This is a genomic window from Singulisphaera sp. GP187 (assembly GCF_900129635.1).
Taxonomy (GTDB): domain Bacteria; phylum Planctomycetota; class Planctomycetia; order Isosphaerales; family Isosphaeraceae; genus Singulisphaera.
Genome location: NZ_FSRB01000001.1, coordinates 1085684 through 1107873 on the forward strand (window position 1 = coordinate 1085684; position 22190 = coordinate 1107873).

Annotated in this window: 11 protein-coding genes; 9 read left to right on the top strand and 2 right to left on the bottom strand. The window is 62.8% G+C overall.

The features are described 5' to 3' along the window. Positions 1-67: 67 nt before the first annotated feature. The 5 genes from BUS42_RS04325 to BUS42_RS43480 all read left to right on the top strand — a co-directional run bounded on the left by BUS42_RS04325 (position 68) and on the right by BUS42_RS43480 (position 3747). Positions 68-1141, top strand: coding sequence for a hypothetical protein (locus BUS42_RS04325; protein WP_074305565.1), 1074 nt, complete (start codon positions 68-70; stop codon positions 1139-1141). 2 nt (positions 1142-1143) lie between these two features. Further along, positions 1144-1503, top strand: coding sequence for a hypothetical protein (locus BUS42_RS42515; RefSeq protein ID WP_143206241.1), 360 nt, complete (start codon positions 1144-1146; stop codon positions 1501-1503). 228 nt (positions 1504-1731) lie between these two features. Then, positions 1732-2769, top strand: a complete 1038-nt coding sequence (locus BUS42_RS44725) for a transposase (RefSeq protein ID WP_074305570.1) — start codon at positions 1732-1734, stop codon at positions 2767-2769. Between the two features lie 298 nt (positions 2770-3067). After that, positions 3068-3229: a hypothetical protein gene (locus tag BUS42_RS43475; protein WP_159452162.1), complete on the top strand. Its 162-nt coding sequence runs from the start codon at positions 3068-3070 to the stop codon at positions 3227-3229. Beyond that, positions 3226-3747, top strand: a complete 522-nt coding sequence (locus BUS42_RS43480; RefSeq protein ID WP_159452163.1) for a helix-turn-helix domain-containing protein — start codon at positions 3226-3228, stop codon at positions 3745-3747. The genes BUS42_RS43475 and BUS42_RS43480 overlap by 4 nt, the downstream gene beginning before the upstream one ends. A gap of 591 nt (positions 3748-4338) precedes the next feature. Here the strand turns inward: BUS42_RS43480 and BUS42_RS42520 are convergent. Continuing rightward, the gene (locus BUS42_RS42520; protein ID WP_143206242.1) at positions 4339-4644 is read right to left on the bottom strand and encodes a hypothetical protein; all 306 of its coding nucleotides are present in this window, start codon (positions 4642-4644) and stop codon (positions 4339-4341) included. Between the two features lie 187 nt (positions 4645-4831). Here BUS42_RS42520 and BUS42_RS04340 point away from each other — a divergent pair, with 187 nt between their 5' ends. The 4 genes from BUS42_RS04340 to BUS42_RS42525 all read left to right on the top strand — a co-directional run bounded on the left by BUS42_RS04340 (position 4832) and on the right by BUS42_RS42525 (position 20114). Further along, on the top strand, positions 4832-17212 hold the full coding sequence (locus BUS42_RS04340; RefSeq protein WP_074305571.1) for a fibronectin type III domain-containing protein: 12381 nt from the start codon (positions 4832-4834) through the stop codon (positions 17210-17212). Positions 17213-17365: 153 nt separating this feature from the next. After that, positions 17366-18079 (top strand): hypothetical protein, encoded by a 714-nt coding sequence (locus BUS42_RS04345; protein WP_074305572.1) that lies wholly within the window; start codon positions 17366-17368, stop codon positions 18077-18079. A 260-nt stretch (positions 18080-18339) separates the two neighbouring features. Further along, the gene (locus BUS42_RS04355) at positions 18340-19536 is read left to right on the top strand and encodes a peroxiredoxin family protein (RefSeq protein ID WP_159452164.1); all 1197 of its coding nucleotides are present in this window, start codon (positions 18340-18342) and stop codon (positions 19534-19536) included. 26 nt (positions 19537-19562) lie between these two features. After that, a complete protein-coding gene (locus BUS42_RS42525) occupies positions 19563-20114 on the top strand; it encodes a hypothetical protein (protein ID WP_143206244.1) in 552 nt (183 codons plus the stop codon). Between the two features lie 376 nt (positions 20115-20490). Here BUS42_RS42525 and BUS42_RS04360 read toward each other — a convergent pair whose 3' ends face one another. Beyond that, a complete protein-coding gene (locus BUS42_RS04360) occupies positions 20491-21969 on the bottom strand; it encodes an IS110 family transposase (RefSeq protein ID WP_159452165.1) in 1479 nt (492 codons plus the stop codon). Positions 21970-22190 lie beyond the last annotated feature (221 nt).

The window sequence follows — 22190 nt, forward strand, 5'->3', positions numbered from 1 at the left end:
TGCAATGGGGAATCCCTCGGGCGAGTCTAGCGGTACGCAGAGCTTGGAACCGGAGGACGGACCGTCGATGAAGGCGGCTCCGAATCCCGGCTTCCTGGGAGGACTCTGGATTGACGTCAAGACGTGGGTCAACGATCTGGTCTTCAAGGATGCCATGGCCGACAAGGAGCAGGCCAAGACCTGGCAGGACCGGGTCGATGCAGAGCGTCGGCGCAACCCGGTGAACATCGTGATCAACCGTCTGGTCAAGCCCGCGGTTCAAGGCGTCTACGACTCGGCGACGGCCACGATCAACTCCTTGCTCCATCCCATCACCGCGCTCCAAGGCGTGACGAACGGGGTTTATGTGATCCTCACCGACCCGGCCGGGGTTGGCGAAGCGGTCTACATGAAATATGAGGACTTTAGCAAACTCAGTGCGATCCAACAGAATGACTTGGTCGTGAGTTTCGCTGGTGGTATGATCTTCGATGCGGTAACGGGCAAGTACGCTCCTGTGGCTATGAGTAAGGCTTTGACAGGGGCGAACACGGGCGCCACTGTCGTTGGCAAAGCGTTCTCAGAAACAGCCAAGGAATTGCAGAGAGGCGGCTCCGTCTACGCCAGCTCCGGAATCGCAGGCCAGGGTGACGTCTTCTACCAAAAGCTGGTCGCCCAAATCAGAGAGATTCAAAAGGGGAAGCTGGCCGAAGAGATTGCGGCCGCAACAGAAAGCGGGAGAGGCGTTCATGCTCCAAACAACGTTTCGTCCGGCCTAACAATCGAGCCTGTCGAACGCATTGGAGTTGGAAAAGTTGGACGAGACTTCGTTCGCAATGCCGAGGATGGACTCCCTCGCTTCGAAGCTCGCCTGCTCGATGGTGATAAGACTTTGAGCATCGGATGGACTGACAATATTCCTCGCACAGCCGTTCGCCTCCGTGAAGTTCAACAACTCGCTGGTGGTCCTGGTTCCTTCACTCGAATAACCGGCCTTGCCTCAGCCGAATTTGAAGCCTCAGTCCGGGCAGGAACTTTCGATCTCGGCAACGCTGGAGAAATGCTTGGCAAAGCTCTCGGCGGGAAGTGGAATGTCAGGTTGGTCCCACGTGCTGGCCAACAAGGAGTGTTTGATGTCGTTGCCGAATTGATTGGTGGTTAATCATGAAAAATGAAGAAGTTAAAATTTGGTGGCCGTTTCCATTGCCACCTTTAGATCGCCAAACTCAAGAAGTGAAGGTCAAGATTGATTTCCTTGAAGAGGCAAATCGGAATGGCCTTAGATCGTATGTAGAGCAGGATGATTGCGGTGCAATTTCGCCTGAAGGGAGGGAAGCCTGCCTTGTGTGGAGGGGAAAGTGTCGTACGGAACTGCTTCTGATTCGTGAGGCTATTGTCGAAAGTAGAAAGCTATTCGCCAATGCTTCCGAAGGCGTTGCATTCCGTCAAGCGTCAGCCGAAGCGTTGGCCTGGCTACTTTCGTCGACATCGTTGCCGGAAGCGGAAATTCCGGGGCAAGAATAGCCGGTTTCCTTACACGGACAAAACCACCAACCCCGTCTACCCTCCAGGGGAAGAAAAGGGAAGTGGACAAGTAGCCAGGCACCTAAAGAGGATAAGACGGGGAGCCTGGGCAATCCGTCAAGCCGAGCGAGTGGGCACCCAGCTTCGGGGAGCAAGGACATGCATTGCACTCGGGATCCTGGCATCAGAATCTGGTAGATTTCTCCGATTCACCTAGGAGACTCAACCATGACGATCGCTCGCGCCCATCTCGTCGACCCCGACGTCACACGTTGGTATCACTGCGTCACGCGATGCGTCCGACGCGCCTTCTTGCTCGGTGAAGGCGGCTCGGACCGCAAGCAGTGGATCGAAAGCCGGCTCCAGGAGTTGACCGGCCTTTTCTCCATCGCCGTCGGCGGGTTCGCCGTGCTCGACAACCACCTCCACGTCCTGGTCCGACTCGACCCGCAACGCGCCGGTACCTGGTCCGACGAAGAGGTCGTCCGTCGCTGGGGGCGGCTCTTTCCCCCACGCGATCAAATGCGACTGCCACTTGAAGTCTCCCAGAACTGGGTCGAGGGACGGCTCAAGGATGAAGGCTGGGTGGCCACCGCACGCCAGCGTTTGCAGAGCTTGAGTTGGTTCATGAAGTGCCTCAAGGAACCGCTGGCACGCCTGGTCAATCGCGAGGAAGGGGCGCGGGGAGCATTCTTCGAGGGGCGGTATAAGAGCGTGGCGATCCTCGATGAAGAGGCGCTGCTGGCGACCTGCGCGTACATCGACCTGAACCCGGTCGCTACGGGCATCGTGGCGGCGCCGGAGGCGGGTGAGCACACCTCGATCAAGCAGCGGGTCGAGCACGTCGAGGAACAGGGGTGTGTCGAGACGCTCAAGGCCGCCGAATCGGGGAGCGTGGCCGCTCAGGCGGTATCTTCCGGCCTGGAGGAGTCACTCTGGCTTTGTCCGATCGAGGATCGCCGCGGCTTGGACTCGACGCGTGAGGGGATGGTCGAGGGCTTCACACTGGGGAACTATCTGTTACTCGTCGAATACACGGGCCGGCTGTTCCGGGAAGGCAAGGCGTCGATCTCGGGCGAGCTGGCCGGGGTGTTCGCTCGATTGGGGAGCGATGGCGAGTCGTGGTCGGCGCGGCTGTTGAAGTTGAGTCGTGGCCGGTTGCTGGGGCGGTACTTCGCCTCGAGTCGGCAGCGATTGCGTGAGGTGGCCGACCGCCTGGGGCTGCACCACCTGGCGAATCTGGGTGGGTGTCCGGCCCGCACGTAAGACTGTGATGGTTTGCCGGAGGAGTCCACAGCCGTCATGCCCCTGGCGACCCCCGGGTGGGGTCAATCAGTTCAACCATGGTCCTTCCGTGGTGTCGACTACTGCGCGAGCGCCAGATGGCCCCGCTTTTCCGCAGTAGTTCCCTACGACCGGCAGCCGGGTAGCCGGAGTGCGAATCCGGCCAAAGGCGGGATCGAGTCGCCGGGGCAGCCCAGTCCGTGCGTGAGAACGGGTTGAAATCTCGAGACGAAACGTTCGTTTCGACGATCTAACATTACTCAGGCCAGTGGCACAATGCATGTCCTTGCTGTTCAAGAGCGGTCGAGACGACGTCAAGCGGTTCGTCAGCAAGGGGCACAGCATCCTGATCGGTGACAACGGCGCGATCGCGATCCAGCTTCAGTTCGGCAAGGCGATCTTCGCCAAAGCCGGGGCTGACGGCCAGGAGATTAGGCCATGAACCAGATCGAACGAATCCACGATGAGTTGGCCAAACGATTCCCCAATCTGCCGATCAACCTGGACGAGCCGGCCAACGAGAAGGGGCCGTGGTTCCTGTTCGCGCAACGGGGTGAGGGGTTGCCTCATCTCGCGATCGAGTGGAGACCGGATCGGGGTTTCGGCGTCTCCACGCCGGGTGACGATGAGTTTGGCATGGGTCCGGACGAGGTCTACTCCAACGCGCGAGAGGCGACGGATCGGGCCGTCGAGCTGATCGAGACAGGAGGCCGATCGGTGCCCCCTGACGCGGTACGCTTGGCGGAACTTCGCCAACGCCAGGGGCTCTCTCAGATCGAGCTTGCGGAACGGGCGGGGATGAAGCAAGCGAACGTCTCGCGGATCGAAAGCCGGGGCGATGTCCTGGTCAGCACGCTGGCGAAGATGGTCGAGGCGATGGGCGGAGAGCTCTCGATCCGGGCCCGGTTCCCCGGGGGCGTGGAGCAGGAGATCGAGATTTTTGGAGAGAAGCGATCGTGACCAAGGCCAACAAGTCCGGCCAAAATAAAGTCCTCCAGGCCCTCGAGTGAGAGATGCTCTGGGGGCTTGACTCCGGCGACGCCTTCGACGGATGGGGGCGGCCGGCTCGGTTCTCGGCGACCCCGCCCACGCCGCTTGCCCGGCCCCGACCTCCGCGGAACGCTCAATTAATCACGTGCCTTAACCTCGCCACATTCTGAACCGGGGATTCGTCCCTGATTCTCGACGCCCCGTCCGGAGGTTAAGGCCCGGGCGGAGCGATTATAGGGCGGTCGGTGGCCATGCACCTGAAGAGGATTAAGGAGGGGGGCCTGGAAAATTTATCGAGGCCAGCGACCAGGTCCCATCTTCACTGAATTCCCCAAGCTTCCCCCACTGAAGTGCCTGGCTACTCTTAAACTCCCGCTCACCTTCAGCGGCAATCGATCCTTCAACTACACCTCCGTTTTCGGCTTCGCCGGTGCCGACACGTTCACCTAGAGCGGCAATCAGTTCAGCCGAGATATCCGAACGTTTCGGATCCGTGGCGAGGACGGCAAGCCTGTCTGATCCCGTCTGGCCGCCGAACGAATGGCTGAACTTCCCGGCCGTTCAATCGGCTCGCGATACCACCATGTTGCGCACACGTTGAATTTTGAAAACAGAATCGCGCAATATCCCAAAGATCAATATTTTATGTCGATTGTCCAGAAAGGTCGATGATGCAGACGGGATGTGCTGACGATGAATTTCAAGGTCTTTTCTCCCATGATTTGCATCATTCTCCTCAATGGACAATTGCAATCTTGCCGCCGCCATGGTTTGATTGGCCGCTCGATTTGACTTCAGCACGGGCGATCGATGAACTTGATCGCCCCTCATCTGTGATGCCTTGCCGCGGTGAAGAGGCCATGGCATGTCATCCTATCGAAATTCTCAGTGGCCATACGGTCGAGTGACGATGCTCTGGCACGGATCACTGAATTTAGTATTAGAGATAATCGAATAAATTATCGATGAGGGCGTGTCAGGCCTCGTCCGGTGTCATTCCTCGCGCCGCCCGGGCCGGAGGCGGACCCCTCACTACACCGAGAGTCCCCCCCAAATGCTGCGCCGTCGATCCGCCGCCGAACGCCGCCAGGCTCGCCGTATTCGATCCCAGCGTAAGTACTTGCCCTCGGTCCAATCCCTCGAACAGCGACAATTGCTCGCATCCTCGATCATCGACGATGGGGACTCCGGCTTCGTCGCCAGTGGGAATTGGGTGCCCATCGCCTCCGCAGGCTATAGCTTTAACGATGACTTCCACTACGGCGCCTCCGCCGGCACCAACGGCTCGTCCACCGCAACCTGGACCTTCGAGAACCTGACCCCGGGGCAATACCTGGTCGCGGCCACCTGGGAAACCCTCAGCAATCGCGCGACCAACGCCCCTTATACCATCCTGGATGGGGCGACGGCCGTGGGGACCGCGACGGTCAACCAGCGGTTGGCCCCCGGTGACTTCAGCGATTCCGGAGCGTCGTGGCGTGGGTTGGGGATCTACACGGTCACCGGCAACAGCCTCTCGGTCCGGCTGACGGACCTGGCCGATGGTTATGTCATCGCCGACGCCATGTTCCTTGAGCGGGTCGAAGGGGCGCGGGCCGAAGTGTTCGACGGCCCGACCCGTGTCGCCGATGGGATGGGCAAGTCCAACTTCGGCGTGACTGCGATCGGCCAATCGCTGGTCAAGACCTTCACCGTCCGTAACTCGGGCACCGCCGATCTGCATCTGACAGGGCCGATTGCGTTACCGACGGGGTTCAGCCTCGAGGCGAACTTCGGCGCCACGACGCTGGCCCCCGGCGCCTCGACCACCTTCGCAATCCGCTACGGTGCGGCCACTGCCATGGCATCGGGTGAGATCGCCTTCGACACCGACGACGCCGTTCAGGGTCGCTACAGCTTCAATGTCACAGGGGCGACATCGAAGGGTGGCAGGGGCATCGACGATGGGGAGTCGGGCTTCGTCGCGAGCGGGAATTGGGTGTTCGTCGCCTCGAACTATAGCTTTCGCGACGACTTCGGCTACGGCGCCTCCGCCGGCACCAACGGCTCGTCCACCGCAACCTGGACCTTCGAGAACCTGACTCCGGGGCAATACCTGGTCGCGGCCACCTGGGAACCCCTCAGCAATCGCGCGACCAATGCCCCTTATACCATCCTGGATGGGGCGACGACCGTGGGGACCGCGACGGTCAACCAGCGGTTGGCCCCCGGTGACTTCAGCGATTCCGGAGCGTCGTGGCGTGGGTTGGGGATCTACACGGTCACCAGCAACAGCCTCTCGGTCCGGCTGACGGACTTGGCCGATGGTTATGTCATTGCTGATGCCATGCTCCTTGTCCCGCTCCCCGGGGCCACCCCGGGCCGGACACTCACCACGATCGAGGGCGGGTCGTCTACGGGCGTCGAGGGGCAATCGCAAACGGTTACGGTCGCCACGTTCCACGACGCCAACCCGTTCGTCCAACCGACCGACTTCACGGCCACGATCGATTGGGGCGATGGGGTTGTGACGACGGGTCACATCGAGCCTGGTATAAGCGGCGGGTTCAATGTTTCCGGAACCCATACGTACACTGTGATCGGCACGCACACGGTCTCCGTTCAAGTCGACGCGATCGCCGGTGGTATGCTCAGCGTGGGCGGGAGCGTCACCACGTCGCCCGCGGCCCCGACCGGCCTGTCGGCCCAGGTCATCTCCGGGGGCCGGATCGACCTGTCGTGGACGAACCACTCCTCGGGCGCAACGAGCTACTCCGTCGAGCAATCACCGAACGGGTCGTCGAACTGGACGCAGATCGGGACGATCACCGGTTCGACAACGACATTCACGGCGTCCGGGCCGTTCTCCGGCGCGACGTCGTACGATTTCCGAGTCCGCGCGGCCGCGGCCGGTGTCTTCTCCGACCCCACGGCGACGACGGTCACCACCCCCGCGTTTCCGAGCCGGCCCACCCTCACTTCAGCCACCGTGCAGTGGGACAAGTCGGTCACTCTGTCATGGACCGACGTGGCGGACGAGACCGGGTATCGTGTGGAGCGATCGGCGAACGACAGCGGCACCTGGACCATCGCCGGCACGGTGGGCGCAGGGGTGACGACCTTCACCGACACGGGGTCGCACGAAGCCCCGCTCTACTCGTATCGCGTCACCGCCACCAATGCGGTTGGTGACTCGGCGGCTAGCGTCCCCATGAGAGTGGCCACGACCAACCCGACGCCGATCAACCTGACGGCCACCCCCGCCGCCAACGACCGGATCAACCTCGCTTGGACCGACACCTCGACGAACGAACTGGGGTTCAGGGTGGAACGCTCGACGGATGGCGTCGCCTTCACCCAGATCGGAACCGTAGCCGCCAATGAAACCTCCTACGCCGCCACGGGGCTGACGAGCGGGACCAACTACCAGTTCCGAATCCGGGCCTATAAGACCGGCGAAACGTCGGCTTATTCGAATGTCGTCAGTGCTTCGACCACCACGATGGTTCCGAATGCCCCCGCCGATCTCGTGGTCACTCCGTCCGTGAGCGGCCGGCTCGATCTGTCATGGCTCAGCACGTCGGATAATCCGCAAGGGTTCAAGATCGAGCGCTCGGCCGATGGAGTGAATTTCACTCAGGTGAACACCGTCCCCACCCCAGGTTTTTCAGACACAGGGCTCACGCCTGGAGTGACCTACTTCTATCGCGTCCGTGCCTACAATAACGCGGGCGATTCCGCTTACTCCGCAATCACCAGCGCGGTCACTCTCCTGCTCAACGCACCGGCCAGCCTCTCCCTAACCGTGATCTCGAGCAGTCGGATCGACCTCACCTGGCGAGACTACTCTAATAATGAGACCGGGTTCAAAGTCGAGTTCTCGACCGACGGTCTGAGCTTCACTGAGTTCGGGACCGCCCCGGCAGGGGTGATTAACTCAGGCTACCCGGTCACCTACCCGGTCACGGGGCTCTCGGCCGGAACGACCTACGTCTTCCGCGTCCGGGCGACCAATAGCCAAGGAGACTCGTCCTATTCCAACGTTGCCTCGGCGCGGACCAGCACCATCCCGACGGCACCAACAAACCTGACTGCCACGGCCGGTGGCAACGACCGGATCAACCTGGCCTGGACCAGTACATCGACGAACGAACAAGGGTTCAAGATCGAGCGCTCGACCGACGGGGTGAGCTTCACGCAAGTGGGGACGGTGACGGCCGGGCAAACCACATACGCGGCGACAGGACTGACTCCTGGGACGACCTACTACTTCCAGGTGCGGGCCTACAACGGCGACGACTCGGCCTACTCCAACACCACCAACGCGCAGACGACGACCCTCCTTCCTCCCGCCCCCTTCGCCTTTAAGGCCGTCCCAGTCTCGAGCAGCCAGGTTGGCGTATCTTGGGTTAATGATTCCAGCGATGTGAATGCCTATAAAGTTGAACGGTCCAGCGATGGTGTGACGTTCACCGAGGTTGCCACGATCTCCGGGCTCGCCACGAGTTATCAGTTCGTTGGCCTGACGGCCCTCACGACGTATACGTTCCGGATCCGCGCTTTGAACGCGGCCAATCTTTCAAGCTCCTCCGTGAGCGTGTCGGCGACGACCACGGCCACCGTCCCGGCTGATCCCAATGGTCTGACGGCCACAGCCATCTCCAACCGCGAGGTCGACCTGACCTGGACGGACAACGCCGACAACGAGCAGTATTACTGGGTCGAGCGTGCGACCAACGGGGGAGCCTTCAGCGAAGGCTACTTGGCCGGGGCCAATCAAACCACGTTCCGGGTCGGGAACCTGGCGGCGGGGACGATATACGACTTCCGGGTGCGGGCGTGGGATGGGGGCAGTAACTACTCCGGGTACACCGCAACGGTCCGCGTCACGACCCTCTCGGTCAACGCACCGACCAGCTTGACCGCCAATGCGACGTCTCCCACTCAAGTCACCCTGAAGTGGTCGCACAACACCTCCGGCGAGCTCGGGTACAAGATCGAACGCTCGACCGACGGTGTCGTGTTCACCCAGGTCGCCACGATCACGAACCAGGGCGCCACCAGCTACTCGGACAACAACCTGGCGGCCGGGGCGATTTACTTCTATCGCGTCCGGACTTACACCTCGACAAGTGACTCGGCTTACTCGAACACCGCGACCGTGACAACGCCGGCCGCCGTACCCCCGAGTCTGTTGTCGGGGGTGGTCAAATCGGGCAGCCGAATCGACCTGATCTGGGGGGACTATTCGAATAACGAGGATGGGTTCAAAGTCGAACGCTCGACCGACGGCGTGAGCTTCAATCAGGTGGGGACCGCTCCGGCGGGGGCAGGTAACTATGGTGCCGGAATCGGCTATTCGGCGACGGGACTCTCGGCCGGGACGATCTATTACTTCCGGGTCCGGGCGTACAATGCCCAGGGCGACTCGACCTACTCGAATGTCTTGATGTTGCGGTCAAGCACGGTCCCGACAACCCCCGCGAACCTGACGGCCACGCCCGCCTCCAGCGTCCGGATCAACCTGGCCTGGACGGACACATCGACGAACGAGCAAGGGTTCAAGGTTGAACGCTCGACCGACGGAGTGAGCTTCACGCAGATCGGAACCCCGGGAGCCGGCGAAACCACGTACCCGGCGACGGGACTGACGCCAGGGACGACGTACTACTTCCGGGTGCGGGCGTCCAATGGCGACGACTCGGCCTACTCCACCATCGCCAGCGCCACGACCCTCGCCAGTGCGATCCCAACGGTCCCGAGCGTCCCCATCAACCTGGCGTTCACGTCCGCCTCCAGTGGTTCGCTCTCCCTCACATGGACGGGTACCTCGGACAACGAGCAAGGCTTCAAGGTCGAGCGTTCCAGCGACGGGGTGAACTTCACCCCCGTCGCCACGACCTCCGCGGGACAGACCTGGTACGGAGATCCCGGGCTCACCCCCGGAACGACTTATTTCTACCGGGTCCGGGCGTACAACTCGGCCGGCGACTCGGGGTACAGCGGCACGGCGAGCGGAACGACCCTTTTCTTGATTGCCCCCACTTCGCTGGCAGCGGACGTCGTCTCGAGCAGCAAGCTCAACCTGTACTGGAGCGATAATTCCAATAACGAGACCGGCTTCCGAGTCGAACGTTCCACCGACGGTGTGAACTTCACCGAGGTCGGGACCACTCCGCCCGGCTTTTCCAGCAACGGTTCCCGAGTGAGCTATCAAGCGACCGGCCTCTCGGCCGGGACGGTTTACTTCTTCCGAGTCCAGGGGTACAACGCCCAGGGGAACTCGACCTACTCGAATATTTGGCGGAGCCGGACGAGTACGGTCCCAACCGCGCCCAGCCATCTGACGGCCACGGCCAGTGGCAACGAGCGAATCAACCTGACGTGGACTGACGAGTCGATCAATGAGCAATATTTCAAAGTCGAGATGTCAGCCGACGGCGTGGCCTTTTCGCAAGTCGGGACGGTGGCGGCCGGCGGCACCACGTACGCGGCGACAGGGCTGACGCCCGGCACCACGTATTCTTTCCGGGTCCGGGCGTACAATGGCGACGACTCGGCCTACTCCAACACCGCCAGCGCGGCGACGACGACGATCGTCCCCGCCGCCCCGAGCGGTTTGACGGCGACGATCGCCTCCAACGTTCAGATCAACCTGTCCTGGCAGGACAACTCGGACAATGAGCAGGGGTACAAGGTCGAGCGCTCGACCGACGGGATCACCTTCACCCAGGTTGCCACGGTCGGCACTCCCTACACGAGTGTGACAGGGCTTGCTCCGGCCACGACCTACTTTTTCCGGATCCGCACCTATAACGGAGCGGGTAACTCGGAAGCCTCGACTACCGTCAGCGCGACCACGGCCGCCTACCCGGTTGCCCCGAGCGGATTGACGGCGACGGTGGTTTCGCACAGCTTGGTCCAGCTCTCGTGGCAGGACCTCGGGAATGAAGCCGGCTACAAGATCGAGCGCTCGCCCAACGGTTCCACCGGCTGGACGCAGGTCGGCAGCGTCGGGGCCGACGTGGTCACTTTTACTGACAGCAGCCTCACGGAAGGGACTTACTACGCGTACCGGATCTTGGCGTACAATGCCGCCGGGAACTCCCCCTATAGTAACAGCTTCGCCACCACTCCCTTGGCGGCCCCCACCAACGCTTCGGCTTCGTTTGCCAATATCAATCGAATTGATGTTGCGTGGGTCGATCGATCCGCGCTCGAGTCGAGCTACTCGATCGAGCAGTCACCCGACGGCGTCACCGGATGGATGCCAATCGGCTCTGTCGGTGCCAACACGGCCATCAGCTCCGTGACCGGTCCGTTCAATCCATCCACGACCTACTACTTCCGCATCCGAGCCTACGGTACGCTGTACGGCTACTCGGGGTATTCCGCGACCGCGATCGTGACGACACCGGCATTCCCGCTGGCGCCGGCGGGCGTGACCGCCACGATATCGGCAGACGGCGGGATCAGCGTATCGTGGTTGGACGTGTCTGGGGAAGCCGGCTACCGTGTTGAGCGGAGTCTGAACGGTTCCAATGGCTGGACGCCGGTCAGCACCGTCGGAGCAGACGTCACGAGCTATGCCGACTCGGGCGTCGCGGAAAACAGTCGCTACTACTACCGGGTGGTCGCGTCCAACACTGCGGGCGACTCCGTCCCCAGCGCCACGGTGAACCAGTTCACGCCATTGGCCACGCCTGGGAGCGTCGCAGCCGCCTTCGTTTCGGGAAGCCGGATCGACGTGACGTGGGCCGACCGCTCCTCGCTCGAGACAAGTTACACGATCGAGCAGTCGCCCAACGGCACCACCGGCTGGCAGCAGGTGTGGACGACAGATGCCAACGTGACAAGCTTTTCGGCGCCAGGGCCGTTCAGCCCAACCACGGCATACTACTTCCGCGTTCGGGCTTTCAATGGGAACATTTTCGCTTCGAGTGGCTACACCGCGTCGGTCGTTGTCACGACCCCGGCATTCCCGCTCACACCGACGGGTGTGACCGCGGTCGGCTCGTCGGACAGTGAAATCACGGTGACGTGGACCGATCTCGCCAACGAGGATGGCTATCGCGTCGAGCGGAGCACCAACGGCGGCAGCACATGGACCATTGCGGGCACCGTCGGCGCAGGCGTCACGACGTTCACCGACACTGGCTTGCTGGAGGCAAAGGCGTACACCTACCGCCTGTTCGCCACCAACGCCGTCGGCGACTCTGCTCCCAGCGCCAACCGCGCCGTGACCACACTGCCCGCAGCCCCCGCCGGACTCTCCGCAACCTTCGTTTCTCCCACGCGCATCGACCTGGCGTGGACCGACCTGTCGTCGGCTGAGTCGAACTTCTACCTCGAACGGTCGCTGGATGGGGCCACGGCTTGGCAGCCGGCGGGGACGACCGCCGCGAACGTGACGACCTTGTCAGTCGCCAATTCCTACAACGGCGCCACCACCTACTACTTCCGAGTCCGCGTCTATTCGGCCACTGGGGGTTACTCCCTCTTCTCGGCGACCGCCAGCGTCACCACTCCGGCGTTCCCCAACGTGCCGACGCTGAACACGGTGGTGGCGCAGTCGGATACGGCCGTCGGCCTCACCTGGACCGATCTTGCCAACGAGGATGGCTATCGCGTCGAGCGGAGCACCAACGGCGGCAGCACATGGACCACTGCGGGCACCGTCGGCGCAGGCGTCACGACGTTCACCGACACTGGCTTGCTGGAGGCAAAGGCGTACACCTACCGCTTGTTCGCCATCAACGCCGTCGGCGACTCTGCTCCCAGCGCCAACCGCGCCGTGGCCACTCTCCCCGCAGCCCCCGCCGGACTCTCCGCAACCTTCGTCTCTCCCACGCGCATCGACCTCGCGTGGACCGACCTGTCCTCCTCCGAGTCGAACTTCTACCTCGAACGGTCGCTGGACGGGGCCACGGCTTGGCAGTCGGCGGGGACGACCGCCGCGAATGTGACGACCTTGTCAGTCGCCAATTCCTACAACGGCGCCACCACCTACTACTTCCGAGTCCGCGTCTATTCACCCACCGGCGGCTACTCCCTCTTCTCGGCCACCGCCAGTGTCACCACCCCGGCCTTTCCCAACGTCCCGGCGATCGGCACGGCCGTGGCCCAGTCGGATACGTCGGTGCTCCTAACTTGGGCCGACGTCGCCAACGAGGACGGATTCCGCGTCGAGCGGAGCGACAATGCCGGCAGCACATGGACCACCGCGGGAACCGTCGCCGCCGGCGTCCTGAGCTTGACCGATACCGGATTGCTGCAGGCGAAGACCTATACCTACCGCCTGTTCGCAACCAACGCCGTCGGCGACTCTGCACCAAGCCCCGTGGTGACTGTGTTCACGCTGGCCGTCCCCCAAGGAGTCACGGTCACCTTTGTCACCGGAAGCCGGATCGACGTACAGTGGATTGACCGCTCGGCCGCGGAATCCGGCTATGCCGTGGAGCAATCGCTCGACGGGTCGACCGGCTGGACCCCTGTCGGCACGCTCGGCGTGGGTGCAACGAGCTTCGCGGTCCCAGGCTCCTTCAGTCCTTCGACGACCTATTATTTCCGCGTCCGTGCCTACGACAGTGTCGGCCACTCCTCGTACTCCTCTACGGCCGTCGTGACCACGCCGGCGATCCCGCTCGCCCCGACCGGCATGACGGCCGTGCCGACCTCGGACACGTCGGTTATCGTCACTTGGACCGACGGGACGGACGAGGACAGCTACCGAGTCGAGCGCAGCCCCAACGGACTGAGCGGTTGGACGCAGATCGGCACGCTCGGCGCAAACCAGACCACGTTTAACGACACCGGGTTGACCGAAGGGACATCCCAATACTACCGGGTGCGGTCGACGATGACCGCCTTCGCCGCCGTATCGAGCGCCAGCAGGTTAAGCCAGGCGACGACGCTGCCGGCACGCCCGACCGGGCTCATGGCGACGGCAGTCAACGGCGGCCAGGTTCGGCTCCAGTGGCAAGATAATTCCCAGATCGAGGCCGGCTATGTGATTGAACAGTGGATCGACGGCGCCTACCAGGACGTCCTGACCGTCGGGCCCGGCGTCACGGACGCGACGATCGCCGGGGCGTTCGGACCGTCGACGACCTACCGGTTCAGGGTCGGCGCGTTCGCGACGGCACCCTTCTCCGGCGTGCAACGCTCGCTGGCTTCCGACGAGGCACAATTCACGACCGGCACGTGGCCCGCGGCGCCGAGCAACCTGACCGCGGCCGCCGTCTCGGACTCCGAGATCGACCTGACCTGGAGCGATAACGCGAGCGACGAGACGGGCTACGACGTCGAGCGGAGCGTCGACGGCACCACCTGGACGCAGATCGCCACGACGCCGGCGGGATCAGGGGGAACGCTCCAGTACGCCGATGGCGGCCTCACCGGCGGGGAGGCCGCGACGTACCTGTACCGCGTCCGGGCATTCAAGAGCGGCGCGGGCGAGTCCGCCTACAGCGATTTCGCCGAGGACACCACGCTGCCCGCCACTCCCACGAACCTCTCGGCGACGATCGTCGATGGCGGCCGGGTAGATCTCACCTGGGTCGACCGATCGACCATCGAGACGGCTTACATCGTCCAGGAGTGGATCGACGGCGATTGGCAGGCCGTGGCGCAGACCGGTGCCGGTGCGCAGGCCATGACCGTGGCCGGCACCTACGAGCCGGGCACGCTGTACACCATCCGGGTCATGGCGTATACAGCCACGAATCTCCTCGAGGCGTATTCCGCGCCGTCGAATCCGGCGACGGTCACGGCACCCGCGTGGCCGGCGACCCCGAACGGCCTCACCACCATCGCCGTCTCGAACACGCGGATCGACCTGACCTGGACCGACAACGCATCGACCGAAACGTCCTACGAGATCGACCGGTCGACCGACGGCGTGACGTGGGTCGTGCTGTCGTCCGCTCTGCCGGCCGGCACGCAGGCCTACAGCGACACGGGGCTCGCCGATGGGACCGAGTACGCCTACCGCGTGCGGGCCGTGAATGACACAGGGGGTTCCGGCTACGCGATCGCCGCCGCCGCCACGCTACCCACGGCCCCCATGAACCTCCAAGTGACGGTCGTCTCGGGTACGCAGATGGACCTGTCCTGGGACGCCTCGGCCTACGCGACCGGCTACATCATATGGATCATGCCCGAGTGGACCGACACCTGGGAAGTCATCGGCATGGTGCCCGCGACCCAGACCACCTACGCCGCGACCGGGTTGGCTGCGGGTGGCACGTATTACGCGTTCGCCGTGGCACCGACGAACAGCAGCGCCGACTCCGCCGTCGCGTACTTCGACCCCCCGACGCAGAACGCGCCGCCGACGGCCACGATCACCTCGGGCACGGGCTTCGCTCCAGTGCTCGGCACGACCACGACCCTGAGCGCGATCGCAACCGACGACGGACCCGCGGGCCAGCTCACCTACTATTGGACGGTCGGCAACACGGGCGGCGACGTCGTCTTCAGCAACAACAACTCCAACGCCGCGGCGAACACGACCGTCACGTTCTATAAGGCAGGCACCTACGCATTCTATGTGAGGGTGACCGATGGCAACGGGCAGATCGGCCGGAGCCAGTTCGCGGTGACGGTCAACCAGACGCTGACTGGCATCGTGATCACCCCAGGCGACGCGGCCATCGTCGCGGGGCAGACCCGGCAGTTCTCCGCCAAGGCGGTCGACCAGTTCGGCGACGACATGCAAGACCAGCCGTCGTTCGCGTGGTCGCTCGGAGCAGGCGGGGCGGGCTTCTTCGACACGAGCGGCCTCTACACCGCCCCGTCGACCGTCGGGGGCGCCACGTTCACCGTCATCGCGTCCGCCGGTGGGAAGTCCGGCACGGCCAACCTCGCGCTCAAGAACCAGAGCGGCGCGTACGTGCAGGCCACCGACGTGAGCAAGGTCAAGGTGTTCGACGATAGCGGCGCGCTCAAGACGACGCTGCCCTTCACCGGCCCGTTCCCGGCGAAACTCACCTTCCGCAACGCGGCGAACATCACCCTGCCCGACGGTTCCTACCTGGACGCCACTCAGCCGCTCCTCGTGCGCAGGAACGCCGCCGGAACTGTCATCCAGAACTACATCACCGGCCACGCCCCCCCCTGGACCGGGATGGTCCTCGACCCGGACGGCATCTCCTTCTGGGCCTGCGACTATAGCTGCTACGTCTACAAATTCAACATCGCCTCCGGGGCCGTGTTGCTGGACTTCTACGGGAGTGGGTCTCTCGGGCAGATGGGCATCCTGAGAGAGCCCCTCCTGGAACTCACCGTCGCCGACCATGCCCTGCCCACGACCAACAAGGTGACGGCCATCACGGACCAGGCGATCAAAGATCTGTACATCACGGAGGACCGCTCTACCCAGAGCGGGGACATCGACCTCAGTGCGTTGTTCGACGCGAACACAAACAAGGTCGGCAAGAAGATCCACCTCACCATCAAGCGGGCCGATGGCTTCGTCGTTGAGGATACCGATTTCGGGAACGGAGCCACGAAGGGGGACGTGGCGCTGCCCATCAGCGCCACCGCCAGGGACTTCGTCGTCACAGCATGGTCGGACGACAACGACAATGGGGCGTGCGACAACGGCGAGGACAAGCGGGTGGTCGACGTCTCCGTCGTCACGCCCTGGACGGTGCAGGGGACCTGGACGGCTGGTGTCGCATCGTTCGTGAAGGCGAACGCCGACGGCGCTTCCCTGAGGCAATTGGCTCTGGACATCACCGGCGATGCCGATGACGCTGGTGTGTATCTCGACATGGGTCCGATCAAGAGGGGCGACCTGATCGACGTGACGCCGCTGCTCGTGGTCCTCGAGCAGAGGGTACGGAACAGCATCGCCGACGCAGCGCTGAGCCCGAATATCTGGAAAAGCGCCAAATTCGGCTGGGCCCCCAGGCGTGGCTATGCCGTCACCCAGATGGGCGAGGCCCAGCTCGACAGCCTCTTTCACGACGGTTGGACCGGACCCAAGATCGCGTTGAATTGCCTGTGGATGGCCCAGACGTTCTGGGCGCGAGGTGTCCAGACGTCGCTTAAGCCAGGCGAATTTGACAAGCTCATCAAGACCCCGGATGATCTCTACAAGACTTACAAGAAGGATATCTCCGGCACGCCCATCGGTATGCTCCAACGCGGAGATTGGGCAAATTTCAACAACGCGCCCGGCTGTCCGAACCCGGGGTGGACCAACGAGAACGCGATCGTGCTCGGGAGGGACTCCTTTTTCGGCTGGGACCTCGGCGAGAAGACCGAACTCGGCATTAGACAAAGCTTGCTCACGATTTACGACAGGGCCGTCGATGCTACCTACCCGCGGGGGCTGCAATGGATCAACCATACCAGCCTCTATAAGGTTCCCGGCTACCAGGGACAGGCCTGGTCCGTGGACATCCCGAAGCTGGGTCAGGCCATCTTCGGGCTGAGGACCGGCCAGTAACACTTTCGGAGTTTGTCCATGTACCAATTTACTAGCCCCCGCGTTTCGCGGCGGCGCCTCTCCTGGCCCGCTCTCGCCACCCTCGCGGTTACGATGCTGACCGGCTGCGCCGCATGTCAACGTGGTCCGGCGGTCGACTGGGACTCACCCCGGATGCGCGAGATCGAGAGGGTATGGCGGTCGCTGGAGGACGCGTATGACAAGGGCGACGAAAGGAATCCTGACCTCCCGAAAGTCCAGTACGAGGAGCACCTCCAGTCGGTTGACCGGCTCTTCCGGACGCGACTTTCCGACCAGAACCTCTGCGAGCTCGCCGTCTCACCGAAGCTCCCACCCGTCCCCGAGGACCAGAACACCTTCGCCTACGCCATGCTCACCTTCATGGTGAAGGAGTTGGTGCAGTCGGGAGGTCGACGGTGTCTGGTGGATCTTCTCGCTAAGCGTTGCCCAGGCCGCATCCACGGGTCCGAGACCGTCGAGTTTTATCTCGCCTTCCACGGGGAGAGGCTCAAGGACCCGATACTTGTCCTCGGTGAGGCTTACGCGAAGTGCCGCGTGCCGGAGGCGCGCCATGCCCTGGTCGCCTCCGTCCGCCGCGGCTTCGCCGGCCTCGGAATCCGCGGCAAAGATGACGCGGTTTTCGTCGAGAACGCAATGCAATGGTACAAGAAGGAGAAGGGCCATCTTGTCGTCAACGCGAGCTACCCGACGAACGAGACCGTTCCCGGGGGAATCTCCTTGACCGACTCTTACGAAAAGGACCCCGGGCTATTCGACCATCCGTCGCCATCGCGGGAGCCGTTGTTCAAGAAGATGGCTGTCCCGCCGGGAGGGCCGAAGAACGGGGGCGAAGACCCGGGGCCTTAGACCGGTTTCCGTTGGAGCGTGGCGGCCTTGCCGGGTGCGTGCAATGTACCACCGATTGACGACAGACTCCTTGCCATCAGGACCGAGGGCCAAGAGCCATTCTCCCCGGATTTTTGGGCCCTTGGCCCTCGGTCTTGTTTTGCACACCATTGTCAGTAAAGATGGCGTGTCTCACGCACTCGAGCCGGGCAGCCGCCGCAGGTAATCGATTGGGGACGAATGATAATTTCCAAACTTTACCAAACCTATCGAGGTCAGCGATGAGGCTGTCCCGCGCGCGGCTTGCGGTGAAGCGGGCGATGGTCGCGGTCGCTGTTCTGTCAATTACCCCGGCGGTGGGGCACTCGCGCGGGCAGGAAATATCCTCCTTGCCAGCGCAAATCGCTGCCGCCCAGGAGCGCCACCAGCGGGCCGTCGAGCGATACCGTCAAGAGCGCCCGGCTGCGGTCCGTGCCGCAGCCAGGGCGTGTTATGAAGAGGAGAGGCGCCGGGACCTCGGCGATCTCTTGGACCGTGCCGAGAGGTTCCCGGATGATCCGGCTGCCGTGCAGGCGATCCAGTTTGTGATCACGGCCGACCTCGTCGGGTCGATAGGCGTGCTGAATCGGGCGGTCGACCTTCTCGCACGGGACCACGTCCGCCACCCGGGCATCGGGTCGTATTGCCAGTTTCTATCGCTGACTTATCATGCGGCGTCCGTGGAAACGTTTATCCGCGCGGTCCTCGCGAAGCACCCGGACCGCAAGGACCGAGCCGGGGCTTGTCTCGCGCTCGCTGAGATGCTGCAGATCAAAGCCCACATGGCGCGACACCTCCGCAAGTACCCCGAACAGATCAAATCCTACGGGGAAGACCACGGGGCCGAGGCGATGGCACGCTTCCTCCGGGAGACGGCCCCCGACGCGATCGAGAAGGAGGCCGAGGCGGTGTTCGAACGGGTCGTGAACGAGTTCGGCGGCCTGCGCGCGACGCAACCCCCGCGATCCTTCGGCGAGATCGCCGCGGGCGAACTGAACGCCCTGCGCCACCTCCACATCGGCCAGGTCGCCCCTGACATCGAAGGGGCCGACATCGAGGGGAAGCGGTTCAAGCTGAGCGACTTCCGCGGGAAGGTGGTGCTGCTGGTCTACTCGGGCGAGTGGTATCCCGAGTGCACGGAGATGTACGCGGTGCAGCGTGCGCTCCTGGCACGCTATGCAGGTCAGCCGTTCGCGGTGGTGGACGTGAACACGGACCAACGCCCGGACAAGCTCCGGGCGTCGATCGAGGCGGGCCGGGTGACCTGGCGCTGCTGGTGGGATGGCGGCCCCGGCGGCCCGATCGCCACGCATTGGGCCATCAGGAATTATCCGGGCGTCTTCATCCTCGATGCCAAAGGCATCATCCGCCACCGGGACGTTCGAGGAGAAGGCATAGACGAGGCGGTCGGTGAGTTGATGGCGAAAGCGAAGGAGTGATGGAACTGAGCGCGTAGAAGGGGTTCTTGCGGGCGCGGAGGAGCAAGGAGGAGGAGCAAGGAGGAGGAGCAAGGAGGAGGAGCAAGGAGGAGGAGCAAGGAGGAGGAGCAAGGAGGAGGAGCAAGGAGGAGGAGCAAGGAGGAGGAGCAAGGAGGAGGAGCAAGGAGGAGGAGCAAGGAGGAGGAGCAAGGAGGAGGAGCAAGGAGGAGGAGCAAGGAGGAGGAGCAAGGAGGAGGAGCAAGGAGGAGGAGCAAGGAGGAGGAGCAAGGAGGAGGAGCAAGGAGGAGGAGCAAGGAGGAGGAGCAAGGAGGAGGAGCAAGGAGGAGGAGCAAGGAGGAGGAGCAAGGAGGAGGAGCAAGGAGGAGGAGCAAGGAGGAGGAGCAAGGAGGAGGAGCAAGGAGGAGGAGCAAGGAGGAGGAGCAAGGAGGAGGAGCAAGGAGGAGGAGCAAGGAGGAGGAGCAAGGAGGAGGAGCAAGGAGGAGGAGCAAGGAGGAGGAGCAAGGACATGCATTGCACTCTGGATCCTGGCATCAGAATTTTGTAGATGTCGCAGATTCACCAAGAAGACTCAACAATGACGATCACTCGCGCCCATCTCGTCGACCCCGACGTCACACGTTGGTATCACTGTGTCACGCGATGCGTCCGACGCGCCTTCCTGCTCGGGAAATAAAGACAGCCATGTAGGAATCGGTCAAAACGAGGGCGGGCAGCCTGGGGACGAAGTGGCCCCTCCCGGCCAGGAATACTGGCGGTTTGTTCAGATTCCGGGGACGAACCGCGGGCCGATGGACCATCTCTGTCGCTGCAGATCACGCTCGCCACACTGGTCATATCAGGGGAGTGACCCCACACAGCCGGATCCGACGTTGGTGATCGGACAGAGCGCCACGCTTTAACCACGGCTTTGCGCCACGGGGACATTCGACGTTATTCGGTCCCTCGGCCGGGTCGTCACTCTGTGGGATCAGGCTCCCCTGACACGCTCGATGGTAGCAAATTCACCCCCAGCTTCGCCAAGACCGCGGGGAGAATTTCGCCCAAAAGTTGCGGACCGGTTCCCCGCTTCGACCGGGGCCGCGACAGTTCCTCGGTCAGCGGGACCGCCTCCGACCGATGCTCCGATCGGGGAAGCTGGCACACCGCCGAATCCAAGATCAACATAGTACGTGCACAATCAACATTGTGTTCGTTCAAAAATTTGATCAGTTTTTCAAGAACATAATGCCGATGCTGACAGCTCGGGTGGCGGTAGACCGATTGCCCCGCCACCATCTGGTAGGCGATCCGGCAGAATCGGCCGCCGACCTTGACATGGATGTCGCGCGGATCCTTGCCACTCAATCGCCACTTGGCGGCTTGGATCCTGAAATAATCATTACATGTGATCAAATTGTCGGCGATCCGGAGGATCACTTCGCGGAGCGAGTGATTGCCGCGGCGCACCAACGCCCCGTTGCTCCGGTCGACGGTGTCGCTTTGATACCGCGAGGGAAACAGCCCGGCGCGGCCGGTGATCGAACGGGCTTTGGGATAACGGCCGATCGGCCCCATCTCGCCAGCGAACTCGGCGGCGGTCGCCACGTTGATCCCCGGAATTCCCAGCAACAGCACGTAGGGGGTGCGAGCCAGGAACCCGGCGAGATCCCCTTCGACGGTCCGGATGGCCTCAAGCTTGGTCATCCGATCTCCATCAAGTGACATGAGCAACCGCAGATGACTTGGCGATTGCGAATGTTGTGCGGGAGCCGCCTTGGACCAGGCGACGATCTTCTCGACGGTCTTCAGATGCGGATGGAATCCCGCCTCACGAAGCCGCCTGAGGAGCCCGAGGACACCGACCTCGAGAATCGCGTCGGCCGATTGCAAGTTCTTGACGATCCAGAGCGGCAGTGGGCTGTCAAACGGATCAATGACCGCACTAAACCCTGGCATGATCAATTGAAAATGGTCGTGAATTTGGTTTCGAAGTGTGACGTTCTTGGTGACAAGATCGCGGCGATGACGAGCCAGGAGTTGGAGGTCAGCGTAGAGGGGGTCGGGTTCGTGCTCGAGGAGTCCGAAACCGTTGACCGCCGCGCGATGGATGGCGGAGAGGTCGGTGTCATCGGTTTTATTGCCGGGATCGGCGGGCTGGCGAAATTGCTTGGTGGCGAAGGGATGGACGATCCGGACCTCAAAGCCAGCCGCCTGGAACGCGGCCTGGACCGGCAGGTGAAACCGCCCCGTGCGTTCGACCACGACGATCACCACCCCGAGCCGAAGCCGCTGAGCCGCCGCGTGGACCGCCTGAATCGCTGCCTCGAACCCCCCGCGATCGTGGTTGATGACCGTGGGAGGGAGCAGGACCGTCCCATAGAAATCGGCCAGCAGGAACTTGGATCGAGCCTTGGCGCAATCGATGCAGACGATCCCAAACCGTTCTGGGCCCACGGCTTGCACTCGGGGATGCAAGGTTCCCGTAGGCTTCTGAATCTCGTGGGAGCGACGATGCCGCCTGGAAGCAGTGCGAGTTGCCATGCGAATGGACCTCCAAGAAAGGACCGGGAAGAAATCCCACTCCTACTATGGAAGTCTTTATGAGCCAGAGAGTTAAGAGTTATTCTCTCTGATTTGCTACATACCAGGGGGACATAGCAATAGTGTTCGGCACC

What these genes read in the sequence shown, in the direction of transcription:
- BUS42_RS42520 (WP_143206242.1), bottom strand. Translation starts at nt 4,644, where the DNA reads ATGCCATGGCCTCTTCACCGCGGCAAGGCATCACAGATGAGGGGCGAT.
- BUS42_RS42515 (WP_143206241.1), top strand. Translation starts at nt 1,144, where the DNA reads ATGAAAAATGAAGAAGTTAAAATTTGGTGGCCGTTTCCATTGCCACCT.
- BUS42_RS04345 (WP_074305572.1), top strand. Translation starts at nt 17,366, where the DNA reads ATGCGCGAGATCGAGAGGGTATGGCGGTCGCTGGAGGACGCGTATGAC.
- BUS42_RS43475 (WP_159452162.1), top strand. Translation starts at nt 3,068, where the DNA reads ATGTCCTTGCTGTTCAAGAGCGGTCGAGACGACGTCAAGCGGTTCGTC.
- BUS42_RS04340 (WP_074305571.1), top strand. Translation starts at nt 4,832, where the DNA reads ATGCTGCGCCGTCGATCCGCCGCCGAACGCCGCCAGGCTCGCCGTATT.
- BUS42_RS04355 (WP_159452164.1), top strand. Translation starts at nt 18,340, where the DNA reads ATGAGGCTGTCCCGCGCGCGGCTTGCGGTGAAGCGGGCGATGGTCGCG.
- BUS42_RS04325 (WP_074305565.1), top strand. Translation starts at nt 68, where the DNA reads ATGAAGGCGGCTCCGAATCCCGGCTTCCTGGGAGGACTCTGGATTGAC.
- BUS42_RS43480 (WP_159452163.1), top strand. Translation starts at nt 3,226, where the DNA reads ATGAACCAGATCGAACGAATCCACGATGAGTTGGCCAAACGATTCCCC.
- BUS42_RS44725 (WP_074305570.1), top strand. Translation starts at nt 1,732, where the DNA reads ATGACGATCGCTCGCGCCCATCTCGTCGACCCCGACGTCACACGTTGG.